Origin of the sequence: Photobacterium sp. GSS17 (assembly GCF_028621875.1) — a bacterium.
Taxonomy (GTDB): domain Bacteria; phylum Pseudomonadota; class Gammaproteobacteria; order Enterobacterales; family Vibrionaceae; genus Photobacterium; species Photobacterium ganghwense.
In genome coordinates this window covers 1168806-1188430 of sequence record NZ_CP117517.1, presented here as the reverse complement: position 1 = coordinate 1188430, position 19625 = coordinate 1168806, and the positions used below count along the sequence as shown (strand labels likewise).

15 protein-coding genes are annotated in these 19625 nt (G+C 50.5%); 8 read left to right on the top strand and 7 right to left on the bottom strand.

Annotated elements, in window-relative coordinates:
• Positions 1 to 180 precede the first annotated feature (180 nt).
• Together PGW97_RS05325 and PGW97_RS05320 are read left to right on the top strand one after the other, a co-directional pair.
• Positions 181 to 1434 (top strand): aromatic amino acid transport family protein, encoded by a 1254-nt coding sequence (locus tag PGW97_RS05325; protein WP_047884096.1) that lies wholly within the window; start codon positions 181 to 183, stop codon positions 1432 to 1434.
• A 240-nt stretch (positions 1435 to 1674) separates the two neighbouring features.
• A complete protein-coding gene (locus PGW97_RS05320) occupies positions 1675 to 3036 on the top strand; it encodes an L-serine ammonia-lyase (protein ID WP_047884095.1) in 1362 nt (453 codons plus the stop codon).
• A 187-nt stretch (positions 3037 to 3223) separates the two neighbouring features.
• Here the strand turns inward: PGW97_RS05320 and PGW97_RS05315 are convergent, their stop codons facing one another.
• The 5 genes from PGW97_RS05315 to PGW97_RS05295 form a co-directional block, all read right to left on the bottom strand.
• Complete coding sequence (locus tag PGW97_RS05315) at positions 3224 to 4180, bottom strand: ADP-ribosylglycohydrolase family protein (protein ID WP_273859110.1); 957 nt, start codon at positions 4178 to 4180, stop codon at positions 3224 to 3226.
• A gap of 128 nt (positions 4181 to 4308) precedes the next feature.
• Positions 4309 to 4905, bottom strand: coding sequence for an acetate uptake transporter (locus tag PGW97_RS05310; RefSeq protein WP_207103262.1), 597 nt, complete (start codon positions 4903 to 4905; stop codon positions 4309 to 4311).
• 461 nt (positions 4906 to 5366) lie between these two features.
• Positions 5367 to 6491, bottom strand: a complete 1125-nt coding sequence (locus PGW97_RS05305) for a hypothetical protein (protein WP_273859108.1) — start codon at positions 6489 to 6491, stop codon at positions 5367 to 5369.
• Between the two features lie 333 nt (positions 6492 to 6824).
• Positions 6825 to 7547 carry an oxygen-insensitive NADPH nitroreductase gene (gene nfsA, locus PGW97_RS05300; RefSeq protein ID WP_273859106.1) on the bottom strand — a complete coding sequence of 241 codons (723 nt, stop codon included), beginning with the start codon at positions 7545 to 7547 and terminating at the stop codon, positions 6825 to 6827.
• Positions 7548 to 7668: 121 nt separating this feature from the next.
• On the bottom strand, positions 7669 to 8859 hold the full coding sequence (locus PGW97_RS05295; protein WP_047884091.1) for an iron-containing alcohol dehydrogenase: 1191 nt from the start codon (positions 8857 to 8859) through the stop codon (positions 7669 to 7671).
• A gap of 433 nt (positions 8860 to 9292) precedes the next feature.
• Here PGW97_RS05295 and PGW97_RS05290 point away from each other — a divergent pair, with 433 nt between their 5' ends.
• The 6 genes from PGW97_RS05290 to PGW97_RS05265 all read left to right on the top strand — a co-directional run bounded on the left by PGW97_RS05290 (position 9293) and on the right by PGW97_RS05265 (position 15547).
• Positions 9293 to 10228 carry a porin gene (locus PGW97_RS05290; RefSeq protein ID WP_273859104.1) on the top strand — a complete coding sequence of 312 codons (936 nt, stop codon included), beginning with the start codon at positions 9293 to 9295 and terminating at the stop codon, positions 10226 to 10228.
• A 207-nt stretch (positions 10229 to 10435) separates the two neighbouring features.
• Positions 10436 to 10699 (top strand): GrxA family glutaredoxin, encoded by a 264-nt coding sequence (locus PGW97_RS05285; RefSeq protein WP_047884089.1) that lies wholly within the window; start codon positions 10436 to 10438, stop codon positions 10697 to 10699.
• 195 nt (positions 10700 to 10894) lie between these two features.
• Positions 10895 to 12577, top strand: a complete 1683-nt coding sequence (locus PGW97_RS05280) for an aspartate:alanine antiporter (RefSeq protein WP_047884088.1) — start codon at positions 10895 to 10897, stop codon at positions 12575 to 12577.
• A gap of 221 nt (positions 12578 to 12798) precedes the next feature.
• Positions 12799 to 13473, top strand: coding sequence for a response regulator (locus PGW97_RS05275; RefSeq protein WP_047884087.1), 675 nt, complete (start codon positions 12799 to 12801; stop codon positions 13471 to 13473).
• A complete protein-coding gene (locus PGW97_RS05270; protein WP_047884086.1) occupies positions 13473 to 14813 on the top strand; it encodes an ATP-binding protein in 1341 nt (446 codons plus the stop codon). Before PGW97_RS05275 ends, PGW97_RS05270 begins: the two co-directional genes overlap by 1 nt.
• A gap of 371 nt (positions 14814 to 15184) precedes the next feature.
• Positions 15185 to 15547, top strand: coding sequence for a DUF1428 domain-containing protein (locus PGW97_RS05265; protein ID WP_273859096.1), 363 nt, complete (start codon positions 15185 to 15187; stop codon positions 15545 to 15547).
• A gap of 155 nt (positions 15548 to 15702) precedes the next feature.
• On the opposite strand, the gene fabV is transcribed toward PGW97_RS05265, so the two are convergent.
• Together fabV and PGW97_RS05255 are read right to left on the bottom strand one after the other, a co-directional pair.
• Positions 15703 to 16905, bottom strand: coding sequence for an enoyl-ACP reductase FabV (gene fabV, locus PGW97_RS05260; protein WP_047884084.1), 1203 nt, complete (start codon positions 16903 to 16905; stop codon positions 15703 to 15705).
• A gap of 429 nt (positions 16906 to 17334) precedes the next feature.
• Positions 17335 to 19611 (bottom strand): acyl-CoA dehydrogenase, encoded by a 2277-nt coding sequence (locus PGW97_RS05255; RefSeq protein ID WP_273859095.1) that lies wholly within the window; start codon positions 19609 to 19611, stop codon positions 17335 to 17337.
• Between the last annotated feature and the right edge of the window lie 14 nt (positions 19612 to 19625).

The following is a 19625-nucleotide window of genomic DNA, read 5'->3' as shown; positions in this document are numbered from 1 at the left end:
TCCGTCGGATAACTACTGCTTATATCGCCTTCTCTCCTTGCGTGATCAAGATCACCATTAATTGTATTGCAATTGCGGTCCGTTACATAACGAGATCTCGATCAATGTTTTCCTGCAATAAATAGCGAAAATGCGCGCCGTTCCTAATTTCCGTTCCGTAATTAACTTGGATAGATAATCATGCAAACATCTACTAGCACAGCAGTAAATAGCACTGCAAAAGCAGGATGGACGTATAAAGACCTAACCTGGGCCCTTTCGTTATTTGGTACTGCTGTTGGTGCCGGCGTTCTGTTCCTACCGATTAAAGCCGGTGCTGGCGGTTTCTGGCCACTGGTTATTCTGGCTCTGCTGGCGCTGCCAATGACCTGGTTCGCGCACAAGAGTCTGGCTCGTTTCGTTCTTTCTGCTAAAAACCCTGAAGCAGATATTACCGATACTGTTGAAGAACACTTTGGTAAAGCTGGCGCTAACATCATCACTTTCGCTTACTTTTTCGCTATTTACCCTATCGTTCTGATTTACGGCGTCGGTATTACCAACACTGTTGACTCTTTCATGGTTAACCAGATGGGCATGGAATCTGTGCCACGCTGGCTGCTGTCTGGCGGTTTGATCATGGCGATGACTGCAGGTGTGGTATTTGGTAAAGAGCTGATGCTGAAAGCAACATCAGCCATGGTTTACCCTCTGGTACTGATCCTGCTGGCACTGTCTGTGTTCCTGATTCCTGAGTGGAACGCTTCAATGATGTCAGTAAGCCCTGACTGGAGCGCAATGCCTTCTGTTGTATGGCTGGCAATCCCAATCATCGTTTTCTCATTCAACCACAGCCCAATCATCAGCCAGTTCTCTAAAGAACAACGTCGTGTGTACGGTGACAACGCAGTACAAAAAACTGACATGATCACTGGCGGCGCAGCTATGATGCTGATGGGCTTTGTAATGTTCTTCGTGTTCTCTGTTGTACTGTCTCTGTCTCCAGAGCAGCTGGCAGAAGCGAAATCACAGAACATCAGCGTGCTGTCTTACCTGGCAAACATCCACGAATCTCCAATGATCTCTCTGATGGGTCCACTGGTAGCGTTCGCGGCGATTACTTCAAGCTACTTCGGTCACTTCCTGGGTGCACATGAAGGTCTGGTTGGTCTGGTGAAATCTCGCTCTGAAATGCCTGTAAGCAAGATTGAAAAACTGTCGCTGGTCTTCATCGTTGTTACTACCTGGATCGTAGCGGTTGTTAACCCAAGTATCCTGGGCATGATTGAAACCATGGGCGCGCCAATGATTGCTGCCATCCTGTTCCTGATGCCAGTATTCGCAATGCATAAAGTACCTGCAATGGCGAACCTTAAGACAACTAAGGCTGCACAGATTTTTACAGCTCTATGTGGTATTGCCGCAATTACTTCGGTAATCTACGGAGCACTATAAGGCAACCTTCACAGATACTGTGATAATTAGCCACGTGAGAATGATTTTGTAAGATAATAAAATGTGCTACAACGCATAGTCTTATTTAATAAATCACGTAATATAGAAACGCATAAGAGCAGGAAGCACTCGCCCCCTGCTCTTTTGTTTTAATTATCTCGCCAAGGAAGGGGCGGGAATGATAAAAACTATACAGTCCAACAGGAGGCAAGATGGCTTCCAGGGGCTGAGGTATTAGCAATGATCAGTGTTTTTGATATTTTCAAAATTGGTGTGGGTCCTTCCAGTTCGCACACTGTAGGTCCAATGAAAGCAGGTAAAGAGTTCATTGATAACCTGCGCTCTATGGGCAAGCTTCGTGACGTCACTAAAATTACCGTTGATGTTTACGGTTCGCTTTCTCTTACCGGTAAGGGTCACCACACTGATATCGCGATTATTATGGGTCTTGCGGGCAACAGCCCTGAGCACGTTGATATCGACAGCATCCCAAGCTTTATTGCTCGTGTTGAAGAAACTGAGCGCCTGCCAGTAGGCATGCATTGCCACACCGTTGATTTCCCTCGTGAAGGTGGTATGAACTTCCATACTACCAACCTTCCACTTCACGAAAACGGTATGACTATCCATGCTTGGGTCGGCGACGAAGACATCTACACGAAGACTTACTACTCTATCGGCGGTGGTTTCATCGTTGATGAAGAGAGCTTCGGTAAAGAGGCTGAATCAAGCGTAGTGGTTCCTTACCCATTCACAATGGCTGAAGAGCTGGTGAACCAGTGTAAAGAGAACGGTCTGTCAATCAGCTCTCTGGTTATGGCTAACCAGCGCGCGATGAACTCAGAAGACGAAATCACGACATACTTCTCGAACATCTGGAAGACCATGCGTGAGTGTATGGAACGTGGTATGACCGAAGAAGGCATCCTGCCTGGTCCACTACGTGTACCTCGTCGTGCCGCTGCACTGCGTCAGCAACTGATGACGTCTGAAAAACTGACCAATGACCCGATGACGGTTGTTGACTGGGTAAACATGTACGCATTTGCTGTGAATGAAGAAAACGCAGCGGGTGGTCGTGTGGTTACTGCACCAACTAACGGTGCGTGTGGTATCATCCCGGCAGTTCTGGCTTACTACGACAAGTTCATTCAGCCTGTTGGCCCGAAAGAGTACACTCGTTACTTTGCGGCTTCTGGCGCAATCGGTGGTCTATACAAGCGTAACGCTTCTATCTCTGGTGCTGAAGTAGGTTGTCAGGGTGAAGTAGGTGTTGCCTGTTCTATGGCGGCGGCTGGCTTAGCTGAGCTGATGGGTGCAAGCCCTGAGCAAGTATGTATGGCGGCTGAAATCGCGATGGAACACAACCTGGGTCTGACTTGTGACCCTGTTGCCGGTCAGGTGCAGGTACCATGTATCGAGCGTAACGGTATTGCTGCTGTTAAAGCCATCAACGCCTCACGTATGGCACTGCGTCGTTCATCGGATCCACGCGTATCTCTGGATAAAGTTATCGAGACTATGCTGGAAACCGGTAAAGACATGAATGCCAAGTACCGTGAAACCTCTCAGGGCGGTCTGGCAATCAAAGTTATTTGCTAATACAGCAAAGCGAACTGTCAAGCTGAAGCCAATGGCTGACGCTGCGCCGGCAGAATCCTGATTAAAACTAAAGCCACCCAGTCGGGTGGCTTTATTGTTTCTGAAGCTTTGTTTTTCTGAGGCTTTCACTTTAGCAACCTGCCACTTTAGAACCTGTATGAACTCTGGCTGTTTCGGGTAATCCAGGCTAAAAAGCACCGCCCGAATTATGTAGCAACTGTTCGATATCTTCGGCCATCGCCTCTCCCATCTGGAGGGTCATCAGCCAGGAAATCGGAATACCGGCTTCATCACCAAAACCGTAACAGGCTCCGGCCAGTGCCCCGACGATCATCCCCCGTCCACAGCTATCTCCTCCCACGGCGACATTTTTCAGTATTGCTTCGGTATAGCTGTTGGTGGTTTGCAAAATCCAGGCGGCCATTGGCAAGCTGTCCTGCAAGTGGCACGCCGGGCTCGCGACTGTCATCGCCTGCTCCAGCGTTTCCATCGCCCTGACAGCCTCAATACGCATTTGAACTAACCCGCGGCATTTCACCTTGAGCACATTGAGCACCGGCTCTATCCGACGTGAGCGCAGGCCTTCATTCAATGCGGCAGCAAAGGCTTTTGCGCAGACCAAGGCCGTCTCATTCTGATGGGTAATACCAAGAATACGCTCAATCTCCTGCTCCAGCAGATCCGACGGCATTTTCATGGCTATCAACGCAGGAACGGCGCACAGGGCGGTATTCTGATCATCATCAATGCCGGAATCATCCGGCCAGTCTTCGGGCGGTAACGAAAACAGGGTCAGCAGCAGTGCTTTTGTCGGTGTATCAATGTAGCCGACAAACTCTCCACCAGGCCCAAAGAAGTCCAGTATCGCCTGCTGAATACTCAGAGTCTCGATGCCGGGTTGACTCAGCAAACGGATATACAGGGCCAGCCACTCGCCGTAAATCGTCAATTCTCCAGCCGTCAGCTTGTCATGGGCATAGAAACCCTCAACCCCTTGGTAGTGAGCGGGATCGGGTTCAATGAAAGGGAAATGCGGTAACTCCGTCAGGCTGGCAATTCGCTCAGGCGAGTAAATCAGATGCGTTCCCATCGCAGCGGCATCCGCCACCAGTGCCCCCATCAATGCTGCGTAGCGTTGTGCCATACCCTGCCCCCTCGTTCACTGCCGGACACAATGCAATAAGCTTATACCAATTTACCGGAGCTGGTTGCGAACATAAAAAAACCCGCCATTGGCGGGTTTTCAGGTTTTGTCAGTCGTTAATCTCAGGATTACGCTGCAGCTTTCAGCACTTGCTCAGTGTCTTTTTTCTTCAGTTCACCGATTGGCAGAATAGTACGGCCATATTCGTTGTTCAGAACCTGAGCCATTGCGAAGTAGATCGCACTTGCACCACAGATGATACCTTCGAAACCAGCAATCGTACCGATCAGCGCACTGCCAGTAAAATCACGAGCAGCCAGCAGGAAGAACAGTACAGTCAGTGAACCAAACACGAACTGCTTAGCACGTGGGTAGCACAGAGAGCCAATGAACATAAAGCCAGTGAAGATACCCCACAGCAGCAGGTACCAGCCCATGAAAGAAGCCGGGCTAGCAGGCAGACCCATGTAAGGCATCACGATCAAACCAACCAGAGTCAGCCAGAACAGACCGTAAGACGTAAAAGCGGTCGTACCGAAAGTATCACCACGTTTAAAGCACATCATGCCAACGAAAACTTGGCTCAGGCCACCGTAGAAAATACCCATCGCCAGGATCATCGAATCAATTGGGAAGAAGCCCGCATTGTGGATGTTCAGTAGGATGGTAGTCATACCAAAGCCCATTAGGCCCAGAGGTGCCGGGTTTGCTAGTTTCGTAGACATTGAATTCCTCAATAGGAGTAAATCAAAAAAAGTAATAAATATTAAAATTTGAGTGCATGGCAAATGCGCCGCGAATTCTAATGGAGGCTGACAGGCAAATCAAGACAAACACTGCTTATTTTTCGCCCAAAATGCAAAAATAGCTTCAACAACATCAAATTTGTAAAGCATTATTGGCTTTCAAAGACCGTAAAACTGTTAACAAATATTTCATCTATCGAAGTAATCACCCTATAAACGCCTGCTATCACCCTTTAAAATCAGAAAGATAAGTGCTACCCCTCTATTAACAACAGTTACAAATTTCCACTAAACATAAAAAAAGCAGCCACAGGGCTGCTTTTTTGACTCTAGACCGAAATTTTATACTCAACATGACACGTATTAAGTCACGTTAATCCTTTGTAAGTGGTATTTTTAAGCCGATAACTTTTTTGTTTGCAAGTTTAACTCTTGACGTTCTACTGCTGTGACGTGCTTTCCGGACTACTGGTCAGCTGACTAAGTTGCTGCTGCAATTCCGAAATCTGAGCGTGCTGTTGTTTCAACATCAAGTGCAGGTTCTCCAGTCTGTCATGAGAAGCAGGCAGCGGTTCTGGCGCCCCTGGCAAACGGCGAAGCTTCACCACCCCTTGCTGAATATGTTCAGCCTGGGAAGCCAGCGGCATATCGCGTAAGTCTTCATCGCTTAGTGATTGGGAAATTGTCAGCAAGCGATCTTCAATACCTAAAATATACTCTTCATACTCATCCCGACTTAAATCACGTAATGATTTCACTTCACCGGCGATATGCCTGGCATGCGCCAGTTCAAACTGAATCGCGGATACAGCCTGATTAATGGCATCAAACGCACGTGGTGAGAGGTCGATCAGGGATTTTCCGGCCGCGATTTCAGCTTCCACGCGCGCATAACTTGCCGGCGCGTAAAACCGGACATCATTATTTTTCAGCTCCCGCAGAGCCTCTTCTTCCGGGGCAATATAGATGCGCTTGATCACCCTCACTTCCAGGCTGTGCGCACGCTCAAGAAACTCTTTCTGCTCGTCCTGGGCATCATTAAGATCCCCGGCCTGAACCAATGCAAACAGCCGGTCATAAAACCGATTCAGCCGGACAAACTCACTGCGGTAGTAAGCATTGGCGTCAATACTGTTGAGATAAGCGACCTGCACCATGGCGGGTTCCAGTACGTCATCAGCCACTTTCTTCAGTGCTTTCAGCTGCTTGTAGTGCTGCTCTACCAGCCTGATATCGGCGTAGAACCGCTCCAAATTCGTCTCTGATGAGAACAAGGAATAACTTTGTTGTGCCGACTCAGGCGACAGCTGCATGGCTTTGAGTAAAGCATCGGCGCGCTGCCAGCTCGCCATCATGGCGCTGTATTTATCCGGGGAGTAGCGTTGCAGCGCTTCGGCACTGACCACTTTGTTACGCCACTGCTGATAGGCTGACTGTGCGGATTCGAGAGCCGTTTGCGTGGTCACCTCACCAGCCGCTCCGGATGACGAGCCAGGTGAACTGCTGCACCCAGCGAGTAAAGACGCAGCCAGCACAGCCGCTGCGACTTTCCCAAAATACTTCATGTGATCTTCCAATTTTTGGCGGGTGTACATATCGCCCGCTTCTTATCATTGTTGAATGATGTTTCAGGGATACCTGCTTCTACGCTCTGCGAGGTTCAGTCGTTAAACTCAGCAAACGACCGTTGATAATGGCCATACTTTCATCCTTATTTGGTCGCTATTGCATGCAGAACGTAAGGATTCAGACCAAGCGCCTGGAAAAAAGTTCGTTGGCAACAGTGTCACGCCCTTCCTTGGGGTCGTGACACATAGAAAGGTGAAACGGTCAGCCACTACAGTAATACTGACATTGATACCGGCAACAATACCGGCAGCAATACCGATAACTACCCGTTACTTTACGCTGAAGCCCTGACGGTGAAGAAAATCTTTCATGAACGGACGTGCTTCCTTGTCCATGGTTGCCGTGATTTGTTCACTCCAAGAGGTCTCTTTTGTCCCGCCGGTGCGGCTTTGGTAGTACTCGCGTACATGCTGGTCATAGCTGGCCAGTAAGGCATGGTCGAGCGGCTGATAGGTATTTTCGTGCACCACCAGCGCACGCGGCAGGCGCGGTTTCATTTCCGGAGCCTGATCCGGGTACCCTAGACACAGCCCAAACAGCAGAATAACGTGCTTAGGCAGAGCCAGAAGTTCAGTCACTTTATCCGGATTATTGCGCAGGCCGCCAATGTAGACGCCACCCAGCCCCAAGGACTCTGCCGCGACCAGGGCGTTTTGTGCCATTAGTCCTGCATCAACGGCGCCAATCAGGGTTTGCTCTGTAAACCCGACCTGAGCCGTTGGGTGAATTTGCAGGTGGCGATTGAAGTCCGCGCAAAACACCAGAAACTCAGCGGCAGATGCCACATAAGGTTGTCCACCGGCATATTCCGCCAATTTGTCCCGCATGGTTTGATCGGTCACCCGAACAATACTGACACACTGTAAAAAGCTTGAAGAAGAAGCCGAACGAGCACAGTCCAGAATAATCTCGAGCTGAGACTGAGGAATTGGTGCATCCGTAAATTTACGAATAGAGCGGTGGCCGAGCATGGTTTCAATCGTATGGTTCATAAATATCCGTATCCTAACCCTTCATTTCAGACACCACACTGTACCACAGCCCTCACCCCGCCGCACTCTGGCGCCGGGAGGATCCTCATGAACAGGCCACCTTGAAAAGAAAGTTGTGAGGCTACTCCAGTCCCATTCCAAGCGAGTCAGGCGCAGTGTCAGAACACTGGCACATTTGAGTCAGAATACTGAGCAACCGCACTTTATTTAGCGGCAGCGGGTTCCCCTTGATCGCATTGGAACGCAGGGCATCTTCGGCCACCTCATCAAACATCGTGCGGCACAACCCGTACTCTGATACCTGCGGCAGATTCAGTCGCTTCAGAGTGCGTTTGGTCCATAAGATACCGTCGATGATTTCTGCGTTCATCCGCCCAGTCAGCAGACAAGCCAGTTGTCGGTAGCGGTTCAGCACATCGGCCCGGCCGGCTTCCCGCGCAGCCAGCACATTCTCCTGCATCACATAGGGAGCCAGCTGTGCTGTGATCAGGCCATGTGGGGCTTTCAGACGTCCACCCAGTGACGAGGCCAACCCGTGAGCCGCACCCAGCTTGGCGTTGGCCAGAGCCATGCCACCCAGCATAGCGGCAAACGACATATCTGAGCGTGCCCGGGGATCATCGTCTTCACAGGCCGGCAAAATCGCTCCGGCCAGTCGACGCAGTCCCTCTTCGCACACCATATCTGTCAGCGGATTCGGTGCCCCACACACATACGACTCCATCAGATGGGTAAACGCATCCATCCCACAGCAGGCCGAAGTAAGCTGATCCATGCCATAGGTCAACGTCGGGTCCACAATCGCCAAATCGGCCAGCATATCCGGACTGCGCAGGCTGACTTTGACATTTTCCTGTGCCGAACGCAGCACGGCATTCTTGCTGACTTCCGACCCGGTTCCGGCCGTGGTTGGGACTGCGATAAACGGCAGCGGCTTGGCCTGAAACGGCACGCAACGGCCAACGACCTCCACATAGTCATAGACACTGCCCTGATTGGGAATTAAAGCTGCCAGTGCCTTGCCCGTGTCCAGTACACTGCCTCCGCCAATCGCCAGCACCATATCAGGGCGAAATTTCCGCCCCATGGCCGCCATTTCCTCAACCATGGCAATCAGCGGTTCATCATGAATCGCCACCTGCTGGTAACGCATGCCCTGTTGCTTCAGATAATGAATCACCGGCTCAGCACGCTGACTGCTTTTCCCGGTTACCAGTAATACGCTGTAACCAAACTGGTTGAGGGCTGACAATGAGTTGACCAAAGCCCCTTCCCCAAAAACGATTCGCGTTGAGGTCATAAACTGAAACATAGGCACTCCGTTCGCACTTAGTTAGCTTTAGTTTATCGAGTGTGCGCCAATTCAGATTCCTGATTTTGATTCTGGACAAGTTTTTGTGGCCCCCACACCAAACGCGCGCAAAGAATTCGTTCGGTATCACAGTTCGTTCGTAATCACAGAACGTTGAATTTAGTGCGCAAACCATGCATTTATCTGCTTGACTGACTAATAGCAAACAAACACCACAAAAAGGTTAAATTTCGTTCAAGCCCTCACTCCCTCTACACGACAAAAGTGACTGATTTATTTCGATTTAAAGAAGAGTTTTCGAAGATTTCAATTTTGTCCCAGCAGGTCATAAAAGTGACATGACACATCCATATATTTGTCATTTCAACCTTCTAATCTTGCCCCCGTTACGAAAACTAGCAATGAAGCCTAAAAATATTTCCAGGGGACAAAAATGAAAAAAATGACAGTGGCATCGGCCGTTCTTGCATCTCTGCTGGCGAGCGGTGTTAACGCTGCAACGGTTTATCAAAATGACGAAACGACTCTGAGCGTTGGTGGCCGCGCAGAAGCTCGTTTCAATATCTCAGATGAAAACAAAACAACTGAAAATGATTCTTTCAAAGATAAAAGCCGTGCCCGTGTAAACCTGAAGGGGAAAACCCAACTGGCGGAAGGGTTTGGTGCCTTTGGTACTTATGAGCTGGAAGTAGAATCAGGCAAAGATCAGCAAATTGATACCCGTTACCTGTTTGCCGGTATTGACACCCAATTTGGTGCGTTCTCTTACGGTCAGCAAGACTCCGCACAGGTCATTCTGACCGATTTTACCGATATTCTGGCAACCTTTGGTGGTGATGCCGCTGACCTGGTTGACGGTAACAAAGACAAGCGCGAAAACAACTTTGTATACGCAGGTTCTTTTGACGCGCTGACTATCACGGCTAACTACATTGCCAATGACAAGCGTGATTCTGACAACTACGGTCTGTCTGCGGTTTACTCTTTCCCGTTCGGTCTGGACGTGGGTGCAGGTTACGTTGACGGTAAAGAAGGTGATGTCGACGCAGATCAGTACAACCTGACGGCGGCTTACACCTTCAATGATTTCTACATTGCCGGTCTGTATGCTGACGGTTCAAAAGGCGATGCCGATTTGAAAGCCTACGAAATTGCAGCGGCTTACAAGTTCAACAAACTGACTATCCAGGGCGTGTACAACTTCCAGGAAGAAAAAGCCAATGGTATCAGCACAGATACCGTTGACTACTTTGCGCTGGAAGGTGTGTACAAGTTCAACGGTAACTTCCGTGCTTATGCCGGCTACCTGTTCGAGCAAATTGACGGCCAGGACGACCAACTACAGGCCGGTCTGCGCTACGACTTCTGATACCAAGGTATCGGCTGAAACCCTCCTAATTGGTTTCTTTTGGCCAGGTGGAAACACCTGGCTTTTTTACGTGCTCACGAAAAATGGTTAAGAGACTCATCCTTTCATGATCAATCGGTTTTCTCTATCACAGTAAAAGATAAAACCCGCTTTCTCATTATCAGCAGTCACGATATAGTAAGTTCATCGAATTTGAGGAGAGAAATTATGTTCGTAGTTATTTTTGGTCGCCCTGGCTGCCCTTACTGTGTTCGCGCTAAAGATCTGGCTGAGAAGCTGACAGAAGAACGTGATGACTTCAACTACCGTTACGTTGACATCCACGCGGAAGGTATCACTAAAGCTGACCTGGAAAAAACGGTTGGTAAACCAGTTGAAACCGTGCCACAGATTTTCATCGATCAGGAACACATCGGTGGTTGCACTGATTTTGAAGCTTATGCGAAAGAAAACCTGGGTCTGTTCCAGTAATTTTCATAGCAAACTGATAACAAATTCTTAAAAAGGCTGAGACATCAGCCTTTTTTATTATCTTCCGTCCTGGAAACCCCGAAATTACAGCATCTTTTTCTGGGGAATCCGCCATTTTGCTGTATGACGACCTCATAAAATCAGCTAGAATTTCACCATTTTGTTGCCTTTCTCACTGCTGCGGATAAATTTGTTGTGAATATCGATGTTGCCGCCCTTTTACATCAGAATGATATTCTGTTGCTCTTTGTTGTACTTGCGGTTGGCCTGTCGGCCGGAAAACTCCGATTTGCGAATATGCAGCTCGGAAACTCCATCGGCGTTTTAATTACGGCTCTGCTTTTTGGTAATGCCGGTTTTACCTTCGATGCGGAAGCCCTCAATATCGGTTTCATGCTGTTTATCTTTTGTGTCGGTATCGAAGCGGGGCCGAATTTCTTCGGTATTTTCTTCCGTGACGGTAAACACTATCTGCTACTGGCGTTAGTGGTGGTTATATCCGCCATTGTCATTACGGTGGTGATGGGAGAATACCTGGGGCTAAACCTGGGTCTGGCAACAGGGTTGATGGCCGGTTCCCTGACCGCGACTCCGGTTCTGGTGGGCGCCAAAGATGCCCTGCTCAGTGGTCTGACAGATGTCACTGATCCGGCGGATATTCAGATGTTGACCGACAGCCTGAGCGTTGGCTATGCCATGTCGTACCTGATTGGTCTGGTGAGCGTCATCATGCTGGCCAAACTGATGCCGAAACTGCAAAAGCACAATCTAGCCGAATCTTCTCAGCAAATTGCCCGTGAACGCGGTATCGGGGAAAGCGCCCAACGTAAGGTGTATTTGCCTATTATCCGTGCTTACCGGGTCGGACCGGAGCTGATCAACTGGATTGACGGTCGTAACCTGCGTGAGCTGGGTATCTACCGCCAGACCGGCTGCTACATCGAACGCATTCGCCGAAACGGGATTCTGGCCAACCCGGATGGTGACGCCATCCTGCAGGAAGGCGATGAAATCGCCCTGGTGGGTTATCCGGACAGCCATGCGCGTCTGGATCCGAGCTTCCGCAACGGTAAAGAGGTGTTTGACCGCGATCTGCTTGATCTGCGTATCGTAGAAGAAGAAATTGTGGTCAAGAATGACAGCATCGTCGGTAAGCGCCTATCGGAGCTGAATCTGGCGGAATACGGTTGTTTCCTGAACCGCGTGGTTCGCGCCCAGATTGAAATGCCCATGGATCACAATATCCTGCTGACTAAAGGGGATGTCCTGCAGGTCAGCGGGGAAAAGAGCCGGGTGCTGGGTCTGGCCGAGCGAATCGGATTTATTTCGGTCCACAGCCAGATTGCCGACCTACTGGCGTTTTGCTGCTTCTTTATCGTCGGCCTGCTGATTGGTGCCATTACCATGACCTTCGGCCACATTGCCTTTGGTCTGGGAAGTGCGGCTGGTCTGCTGGTCGCCGGTATTACACTTGGCTATCTGCGGGCCAACCACCCGACATTCGGTTATGTGCCGCAAGGCGCGCTGAATATGACCAAAGATCTCGGGTTGATGGTATTTATGGTCGGGATTGGTCTGAGTGCCGGTTCTAACCTGTTTGAAAGCCTGACCCAGGTCGGCCTGGCAGTGTTTACCGCCAGCCTGATGGTGAGCGTGGTGCCGGTGGTGCTGGCTTACCTGTTCGGTGCTTATGTCCTGAAAATGAACCGCGCCCTGCTGTTTGGTGCCATTATCGGTGCCCGTACCTGTGCCCCGGCAATGGACATGATTAACGAGCACGCGCGCAGTACCATTCCCGCGCTGGGGTATGCAGGCACTTACGCGATTGCCAACGTACTGCTGACCATCGCCGGGACACTGTTCGTGATCCTGAGCTGATTCGGGTCCCCCATCCGCTCTCATCTGATAACGCCTCCTTCTCAGGAGGCGTTTTTTTGCTTTTGATTCGCTCTGAGTCAGCCCGGATTCAGACCCCATCGATTACTCTGTCTGCCATAATGCGAAGTATGGGCAGAAGCACATTTCACCGCTATTTATTCGCACCTCAAACGACTATTCAGTATATTGAGTAGCAAAGAAATATATTGGTAATCAAAACTATGCGTATCCTAATTGTTGAAGATGACCCGATCCTGAGCCATCACCTGAAATCTCAACTGAGTGAGCTGGGCCATCAGGTTCAGTGTGCCGGCACCGCTGAAGAAGGCCTGTTTTTCGCGCAGGACTATCCGAATGATGTGGCGATTGTAGACATCGGCCTGCCTGATCGGGACGGCATTAGTCTGATTAAAGACATTCGTAACAAAGGGTTACGTTTACCGATTCTGATTCTGACCGCCCGCTCTAACTGGCAGGATAAAGTCACCGGTCTGGAAGCCGGGGCTGATGACTATCTGGTTAAGCCATTTCAGAAAGAAGAGATGGTGGCCCGCCTGAGCGCACTGGTGCGCCGCAGTGCCGGTTTTGTCAAACCGGAAATGAGTGCCGGCGACATTCGTGTCGACTTGCTGGCCAAGCAGGTTTTCATCAATGACACCCAGTTGGAACTGACCGCTTTTGAGTACGACCTGCTGGAATACCTGATGCGCCACAGCCGCCAGGTGGTCTCCAAGCAACGTCTGCTGGATGTGCTGTATGAAGATCAGGAAGGCGATCCAAATACCATCGAAGTGATGATCAGCCGCCTGCGCAAGAAGTTTGCCAATCATGGTCAGGATAACCCAATCTCAACCATTCGTGGCCAGGGCTATATTTTCGAGCTGCAAGCCCAGTAATGAAACATATTCTGCAACCCCGTCTGCGCCGCCGGGTTCTCGTAACCTCGGTCGCCATTATCGTATTGATCACCTCAGCCCTTGCCGGGGTGATTAACCAACTCTACAGCCAGAGCTACATGGCCGCCTACTCATCTGAGCTGGTTGCCCAGATGCCGATGGTCGTCGCGCAGCTGAACCGTGACGGCCTGATTAAAGACGTTGATAAGTGGATTGATTCCATTGACCCGTCCGACACCGATTATATGTCCGTGGTTTGTGATAAAACCGACAACACAATCTGGCTGTCAGAGGAAGCCAAAGTCGCCAACATCAACAACATCTGTAGTGAATTGCCTGACAGCATTCCGGTGCCGACCCTGATTTCAACGCACAACAATGAAAGTTTCATTGCGTACAACGTAAGTCAGGAGCGTGAAGGCGGAAGCATATACCAGCTGGTTGTCCTGCGCTCCGGAGATGCCTATGTGTCTTCCCTGCATCAGCTGCACAAACGTACCACCTTTTATCTTGGTCTGTTTGTCCTGATCGCTATTGCCTTTTTGATCGCCGCCTTTCACTGGAGCTTCCAGCCTTTGCGGAAACTGGCTGAACAGCTCGATGAAATCGGTGAAGCTAACCGGGACAAGCTGGACAATGACTTTCCGATGGAGCTGCAGGAAGTCACCGTGGCACTCAACCGTCTGATCGAAATTGGCCGGGCGCAAAAAGGCCGTTATCGCCATGCGATGGATGATCTGGCCCACAGCCTGAAAACCCGTCTGGCGGCAACCAACGCCCTGCTGGATGATCGCGACATTCCTCGTTATGAGTTAAATCAGCGCATCATGGAGCAGATCAGCCAGATGGATGAACTGGTCCAGTATCAGCTGAAACGCGCCATGATGGGTCAACAAGGGCTACGCAAAGACTGCACCGCCCTCAAACCGTTAATCGACAGCTTCGAGCGGCTGCTGAGCAAGGTCTACACCGAAAAAAACGTCAAGCTGGGCTACTATTTTGATTCGTCACTGACCCTGCCGGTCAACCGCAGTGACTTAATGGAGTTGCTCGGCAACCTGCTGGAAAATGCCTACCGCTTCTGTATCAGCGAGGTGAGGATCTACGCTAAACAGACGCCAGAGGGCACCGAAATCCGGATTGAGGATGATGGTCCCGGCGTGCCTGAAAACATGCGTGAAGCCATCTTCCAGCGCGGTGTACGGGCAGACCAGCTCAATCCCGGTCAGGGGATCGGACTCTCCGTTTGTCATGAGATAGTCATGAGCTACAAAGGCTCGATTTACATTGAGCCAGCCAGTATTGAAGGGGCAGCCTTTGTGATAAAGCTGCCGCACTGATCGTGAGAGACTCACATATTGACCCGAGAGCCCCGGCTCTCGGGTCTTATCTGTCGCGTTTTTACAATTATCCTAGTGCCGAATTCCCCGACTTTCTCTTTCTACCCGTCGTTCCATCGTTCAGCCGATCTCTGCTTCTTATCAGCCTTTAGTTTGTTTCCCGCTAACCCTAATCCCACTTTTTCCTTCTCCCCCGCTATTTTCCCACTGGCGCTCTTCGCTCTAGACTTAGATCAAGGCCGAGCCTGATTGCTGGCCAGGCATGTCGCCAGATTCCACACGTTCAGCGCTTCATTCCCTGCATTCCTTCAGCTACAGATTCCAACACGTTTGCAGCCACAGACTGAACGCCATTAAAACCGGAGGAGCCCATGGAATCCCCAACACAATACATCGACGGGTTTGTTGCCGCGGTACCGACGGCCAATAAGGCGGCCTACACGGCCTATGCCCGGCAAGCCGTGGCCTTGTTCAAAAAGCACGGTGCAATACGGTTGGTCGAATGCTGGGGTGACGATGTGCCCCCCGGTGAGATCACGTCTTTTCCGCTGGCGGTACAGTGTCAGGACGATGAAACTGTCGTGTTTTCATGGATTGTCTGGCCATCGAAAGCCGTGCGGGATGCAGGAATGGCAAAGGTCATGGCCGATCCGGATATTCAAGCCATGGACCCGATGCCTTTTGACGGCAAGCGACTGATTTACGGTGGGTTTGAAATCATTGTAGATGAGTAATCACATTACGCAGAGCCATTCTAACTAAAACACAACCAATAAAAAAACCGCCCGATACAGGGCGGTTTTTCGCACATCGTCAGCTTGATAATAAGCTGACTGTCAGTGCCGAACGCTATTGCAGCTTAGCGGCTAAGTTTCGACACTCAGAAGAATCAGATGTCTTCAACATCAAACTCAACAACTGGGTTCACGTCTGCATCGTAGTCCACAGACGCAATGCCGAAACCAAACAGTTTAAGGAACTCGTCTTTGTACTGAACGTAATCAGTCACTTCAGCCAGGTTCTCATTGGTCACGCTTGGCCACAGGTCACGGCAGTGCTGCTGGATATCTTCACGCAGTTCCCAGTCGTCCAGGCGCAGGCGGTTCTCTTCATCCACTTCTGGCGCAGTACCGTCAGCTTTGTACAGACGCTGGCTGAACATGCGGTAGATCTGCTCCATACAGCCTTCGTGTACACCTTCTTCACGCATCTTCTTGAAGACCATCGCGATGTACAGCGGCATTACCGGAATCGCAGAACTTGCCTGAGTTACCACACTCTTCAGTACTGCAACGTTCGCAGAACCACCGGTAGCAGACAGCTTGTCATTCAGCCCTTTCGCTGCACGGTCCAGGTCCATTTTGGCCTTGCCCAGTGCGCCGTGCCAGTAGATTGGCCAGGTGATTTCTGTACCAATGTAGCTGTATGCAACCGTTTTACATTCGTCAGACAGCACGCCCGCTTCAGACAGTGCGTTGATCCACAGTTCCCAGTCCTGGCCACCCATTACAGTGACTGTGTCCTGAATTTCCTGCTCGGTCGCTGGCTCTACGCTAGCTTCAAACAGCGCATCCTTGTTGGTGTCTACCGCTGTCGCTTTGTAAGTTTCACCAATAGGCTTCAGGGATGAGCGCACCATTTCACCGGTTTCAGGCATCTTACGTACCGGAGAGGCCAGTGAGTAAACCACCAGATCAACCTGACCAAGATCTTTCTTGATCAGCTCAATGGCTTTTTGCTTCGCTTCATGAGAGAAAGCATCGCCGTTCAGGCTCTTGGAATACAGGCCTTCTTCTTTAGCGAATTTGTCAAACGCCGCTGAGTTATACCAGCCTGCAGTACCCGGCTTCTTCTCAGTGCCAGGTTTTTCAAAAAATACGCCGATAGTTGCCGCGCCGCCACCAAAGGCCGCAGCAATGCGAGAAGACAGACCGTAGCCACTTGATGAACCAATCACCAGCACGCGCTTTGGTGCATTAGCAATTGGACCCTGGGCTTTCGTGTAAGCAATTTGCTCTTTTACGTTCTCTTCACAACCCACAGGATGAGTTGTCGTACAGATAAATCCGCGAATCTTAGGTTTGATGATCATTTTCAACTTCCCTTACACAGTTGCATGTAGGATAAAAGGTTAATGACAAAATCGCATTAAATTTATGAGTGAAAACGCTAAAAATGCCAGTGGTTGGAGGTGTTAGTCCCGTAAACGTCGGCAATTTTGCTGGTTTTGTCACCAATAATCCGCTTTCTGGTTGGTCTCCGCTCGCCAGTGTATCCGCCGTCAGTGCCCTACTTTTGTTCATTCGAACGCCAGTATGAGTATAAAAAGAAAGCCAGAAGTAGACACAGTCAACAGCCTCTCGTTCTGAGGCTAAGCTTACTTCCAGAAACCTTACGCACCTTAACATTTAAAGAACATCGGCCACTTTGAGGCGACCGGGTCAATTCTGATGTGATAAACAAAAAAAGTGCCACGCAGTTGCGTGGCACTCAGAGTTATCAGCACAGTAATTCCGTTGTGTTACGCCGCTTTACCCGGCTGTAAACTGCTTTTTTTGAAATCCGCAGGGGCAAAGTGGTCCACCTGAATCGCACGCTGGCGCAGCTGCTCAGCATGTTGCAGTTTTTCCAGTTCAGCCGCCGTGATAATGCCTTTTTCCAGCGCCTGCTCCAGTTTTTCAGCCAGAGAGGCTTTACGAGGAATGTCACCGGCTTTTGCCGCTTTCGCCAGTTTACGCTCAATATCTTTAACGCCATACATAGCTTCAAACGCGCGATCCATCAGGCCAACCGGATCATCCTCACTGTCACCAACATAGCACAGGTGAGTCAGACGCTCGCGGTGCACTCCCGGAGTCATCAGCAGTTCGGCAATCTTCACCGACAGCGTATCGCTTGGCGCCGCATAGCGGATACCGAACGGGAACAGCATTACACGTAGCAGACGACCAACGGCTTTCTGCGGGAAGTTAGCCAGTACTTCGTCAAAAGCAACGCCACACTTATGCAGGCAGTATTGCAGTGAGTAGTGCACCATTGGCAGATCCTGCTGCTGGCGACCTTCGTCTTCGTAGCGTTTCAGTACCGCCGACGCCAGATACAGGTGGCTGAGGATGTCACCCAAACGAGCGGAGATCATCTCACGGCGTTTCAGTTCGCCACCCAATGTCAGCATGGCAAAATCAGCCGCTACCGCCAGCGCACGGCTGACACGAGAAAGCTGTTTGTAGTAGACCGCAGTTTCACCCGTCACTGGCGCACGATTCAGACGAGAGCCAGTAAACGCATTCAGCATTGATTTGGCCACGTTGCCAACAGCAAAGCTGATATGCTTCGCCAGCAGCTTGTCAAAATCTTCCGCACCGTGCTTACTGTCCGGATTCGCCGCCGCTTCCATTTCACTCAGCACATACGGGTGACAACGTGTCGCACCCTGGCCAAAGATCATCAGGTTACGGGTCAGGATATTGGCGCCTTCCACGGTAATCGCAACTGGCATCCCGAAGTAATGGTGGCCGATGTAGTTCATTGGACCAAGCTGGATGGCACGGCCAGCATGAATATCCATCGAGTCATTGAGGATGGTACGGGCCATTTCGGTCATGTGGTATTTGGCAATCGCAGTCACGATCCCCGGCTTCTCATGCATGTCCAGCGAAGTGGTTGTCAGGGTACGAGCCGCTTCCAGCATATAGGTGAAACCACCGATACGCCCCATCGCCTGCGCGACCCCTTCAAAGTTACCGATAGAAGTGCCGAACTGCTTACGCACGTACGCATAAGCACCAGTCGCACGAGAAGTCAGGTGACCAACCGCCGTGCCCAGTGCAGGCAGTGAGATACCACGCCCTGCTGACAGACACTCCACCAGCATACGCCAGCCACGACCCACGTAATCTTGGCCACCAATAACCCAGTCCATCGGAATGAACACATCTTCACCGCGCGTCGGGCCATTCATGAAGGCCAGATTCAACGGGTCATGACGCTCACCAATTTCAACCCCAGGGTGATCTGCCGGGATCAGCGCACATGTGATGCCAAGATCTTTCTTGCCACCAATCAGGCCTTCAGGATCGTGCAGTTTAAATGCCAGACCCAATACCGTCGCAACCGGTGCCAGCGTGATGTAACGCTTGTTCCAGCTCAGACGAATACCCAGCACTTCCTCGCCCTGATAATCGCCGTAACACACGACCCCTTTATCTGGGATACCGCCTGCATCAGAGCCGGCTTCCGGCCCGGTCAGGGCAAAACACGGAATATCTTTACCGCTCGCCAGTCGAGGCAGCCAGTAGTCTTTCTGATCCTGCGTACCATAGTGCGTCAACAGCTCACCCGGCCCTAATGAGTTCGGTACCATTATGGTGACAGCTGTACTCAGACTTTTCGTTGCAATACGGCTAACAATGGTGGAGTTGGCATGGGCCGAGAAATTCAGACCGCCATACTCTTTACCAATAATCAGAGAGAAGAATTTTTCTTTACGAATGTACTCCCAAACCTCAGGCGGTAGATCCTTTTCCTCCTGAACAATTTGGTAGTCGTCCAGCATATCCAGCAGCGTTTGAAGCTGGTTATCAATAAATGACTGCTCTTCCGCACTCAGTTTCGGCTGCGGGTAAGTCAGGAGGGTATTCCAGTTAGGATTACCACTAAACAGTTCACCATCCCACCAGACACTGCCTGCCTCCATGGCTTCGCGTTCAGTATCAGATAGCGGTGGTAGCACTTTCTTAAACATCTCGAAAGCGGGATCACTGATATAGCGTTTTCTCAGGTTGGTTAACGTACTCATGTTTCAGATCCTTT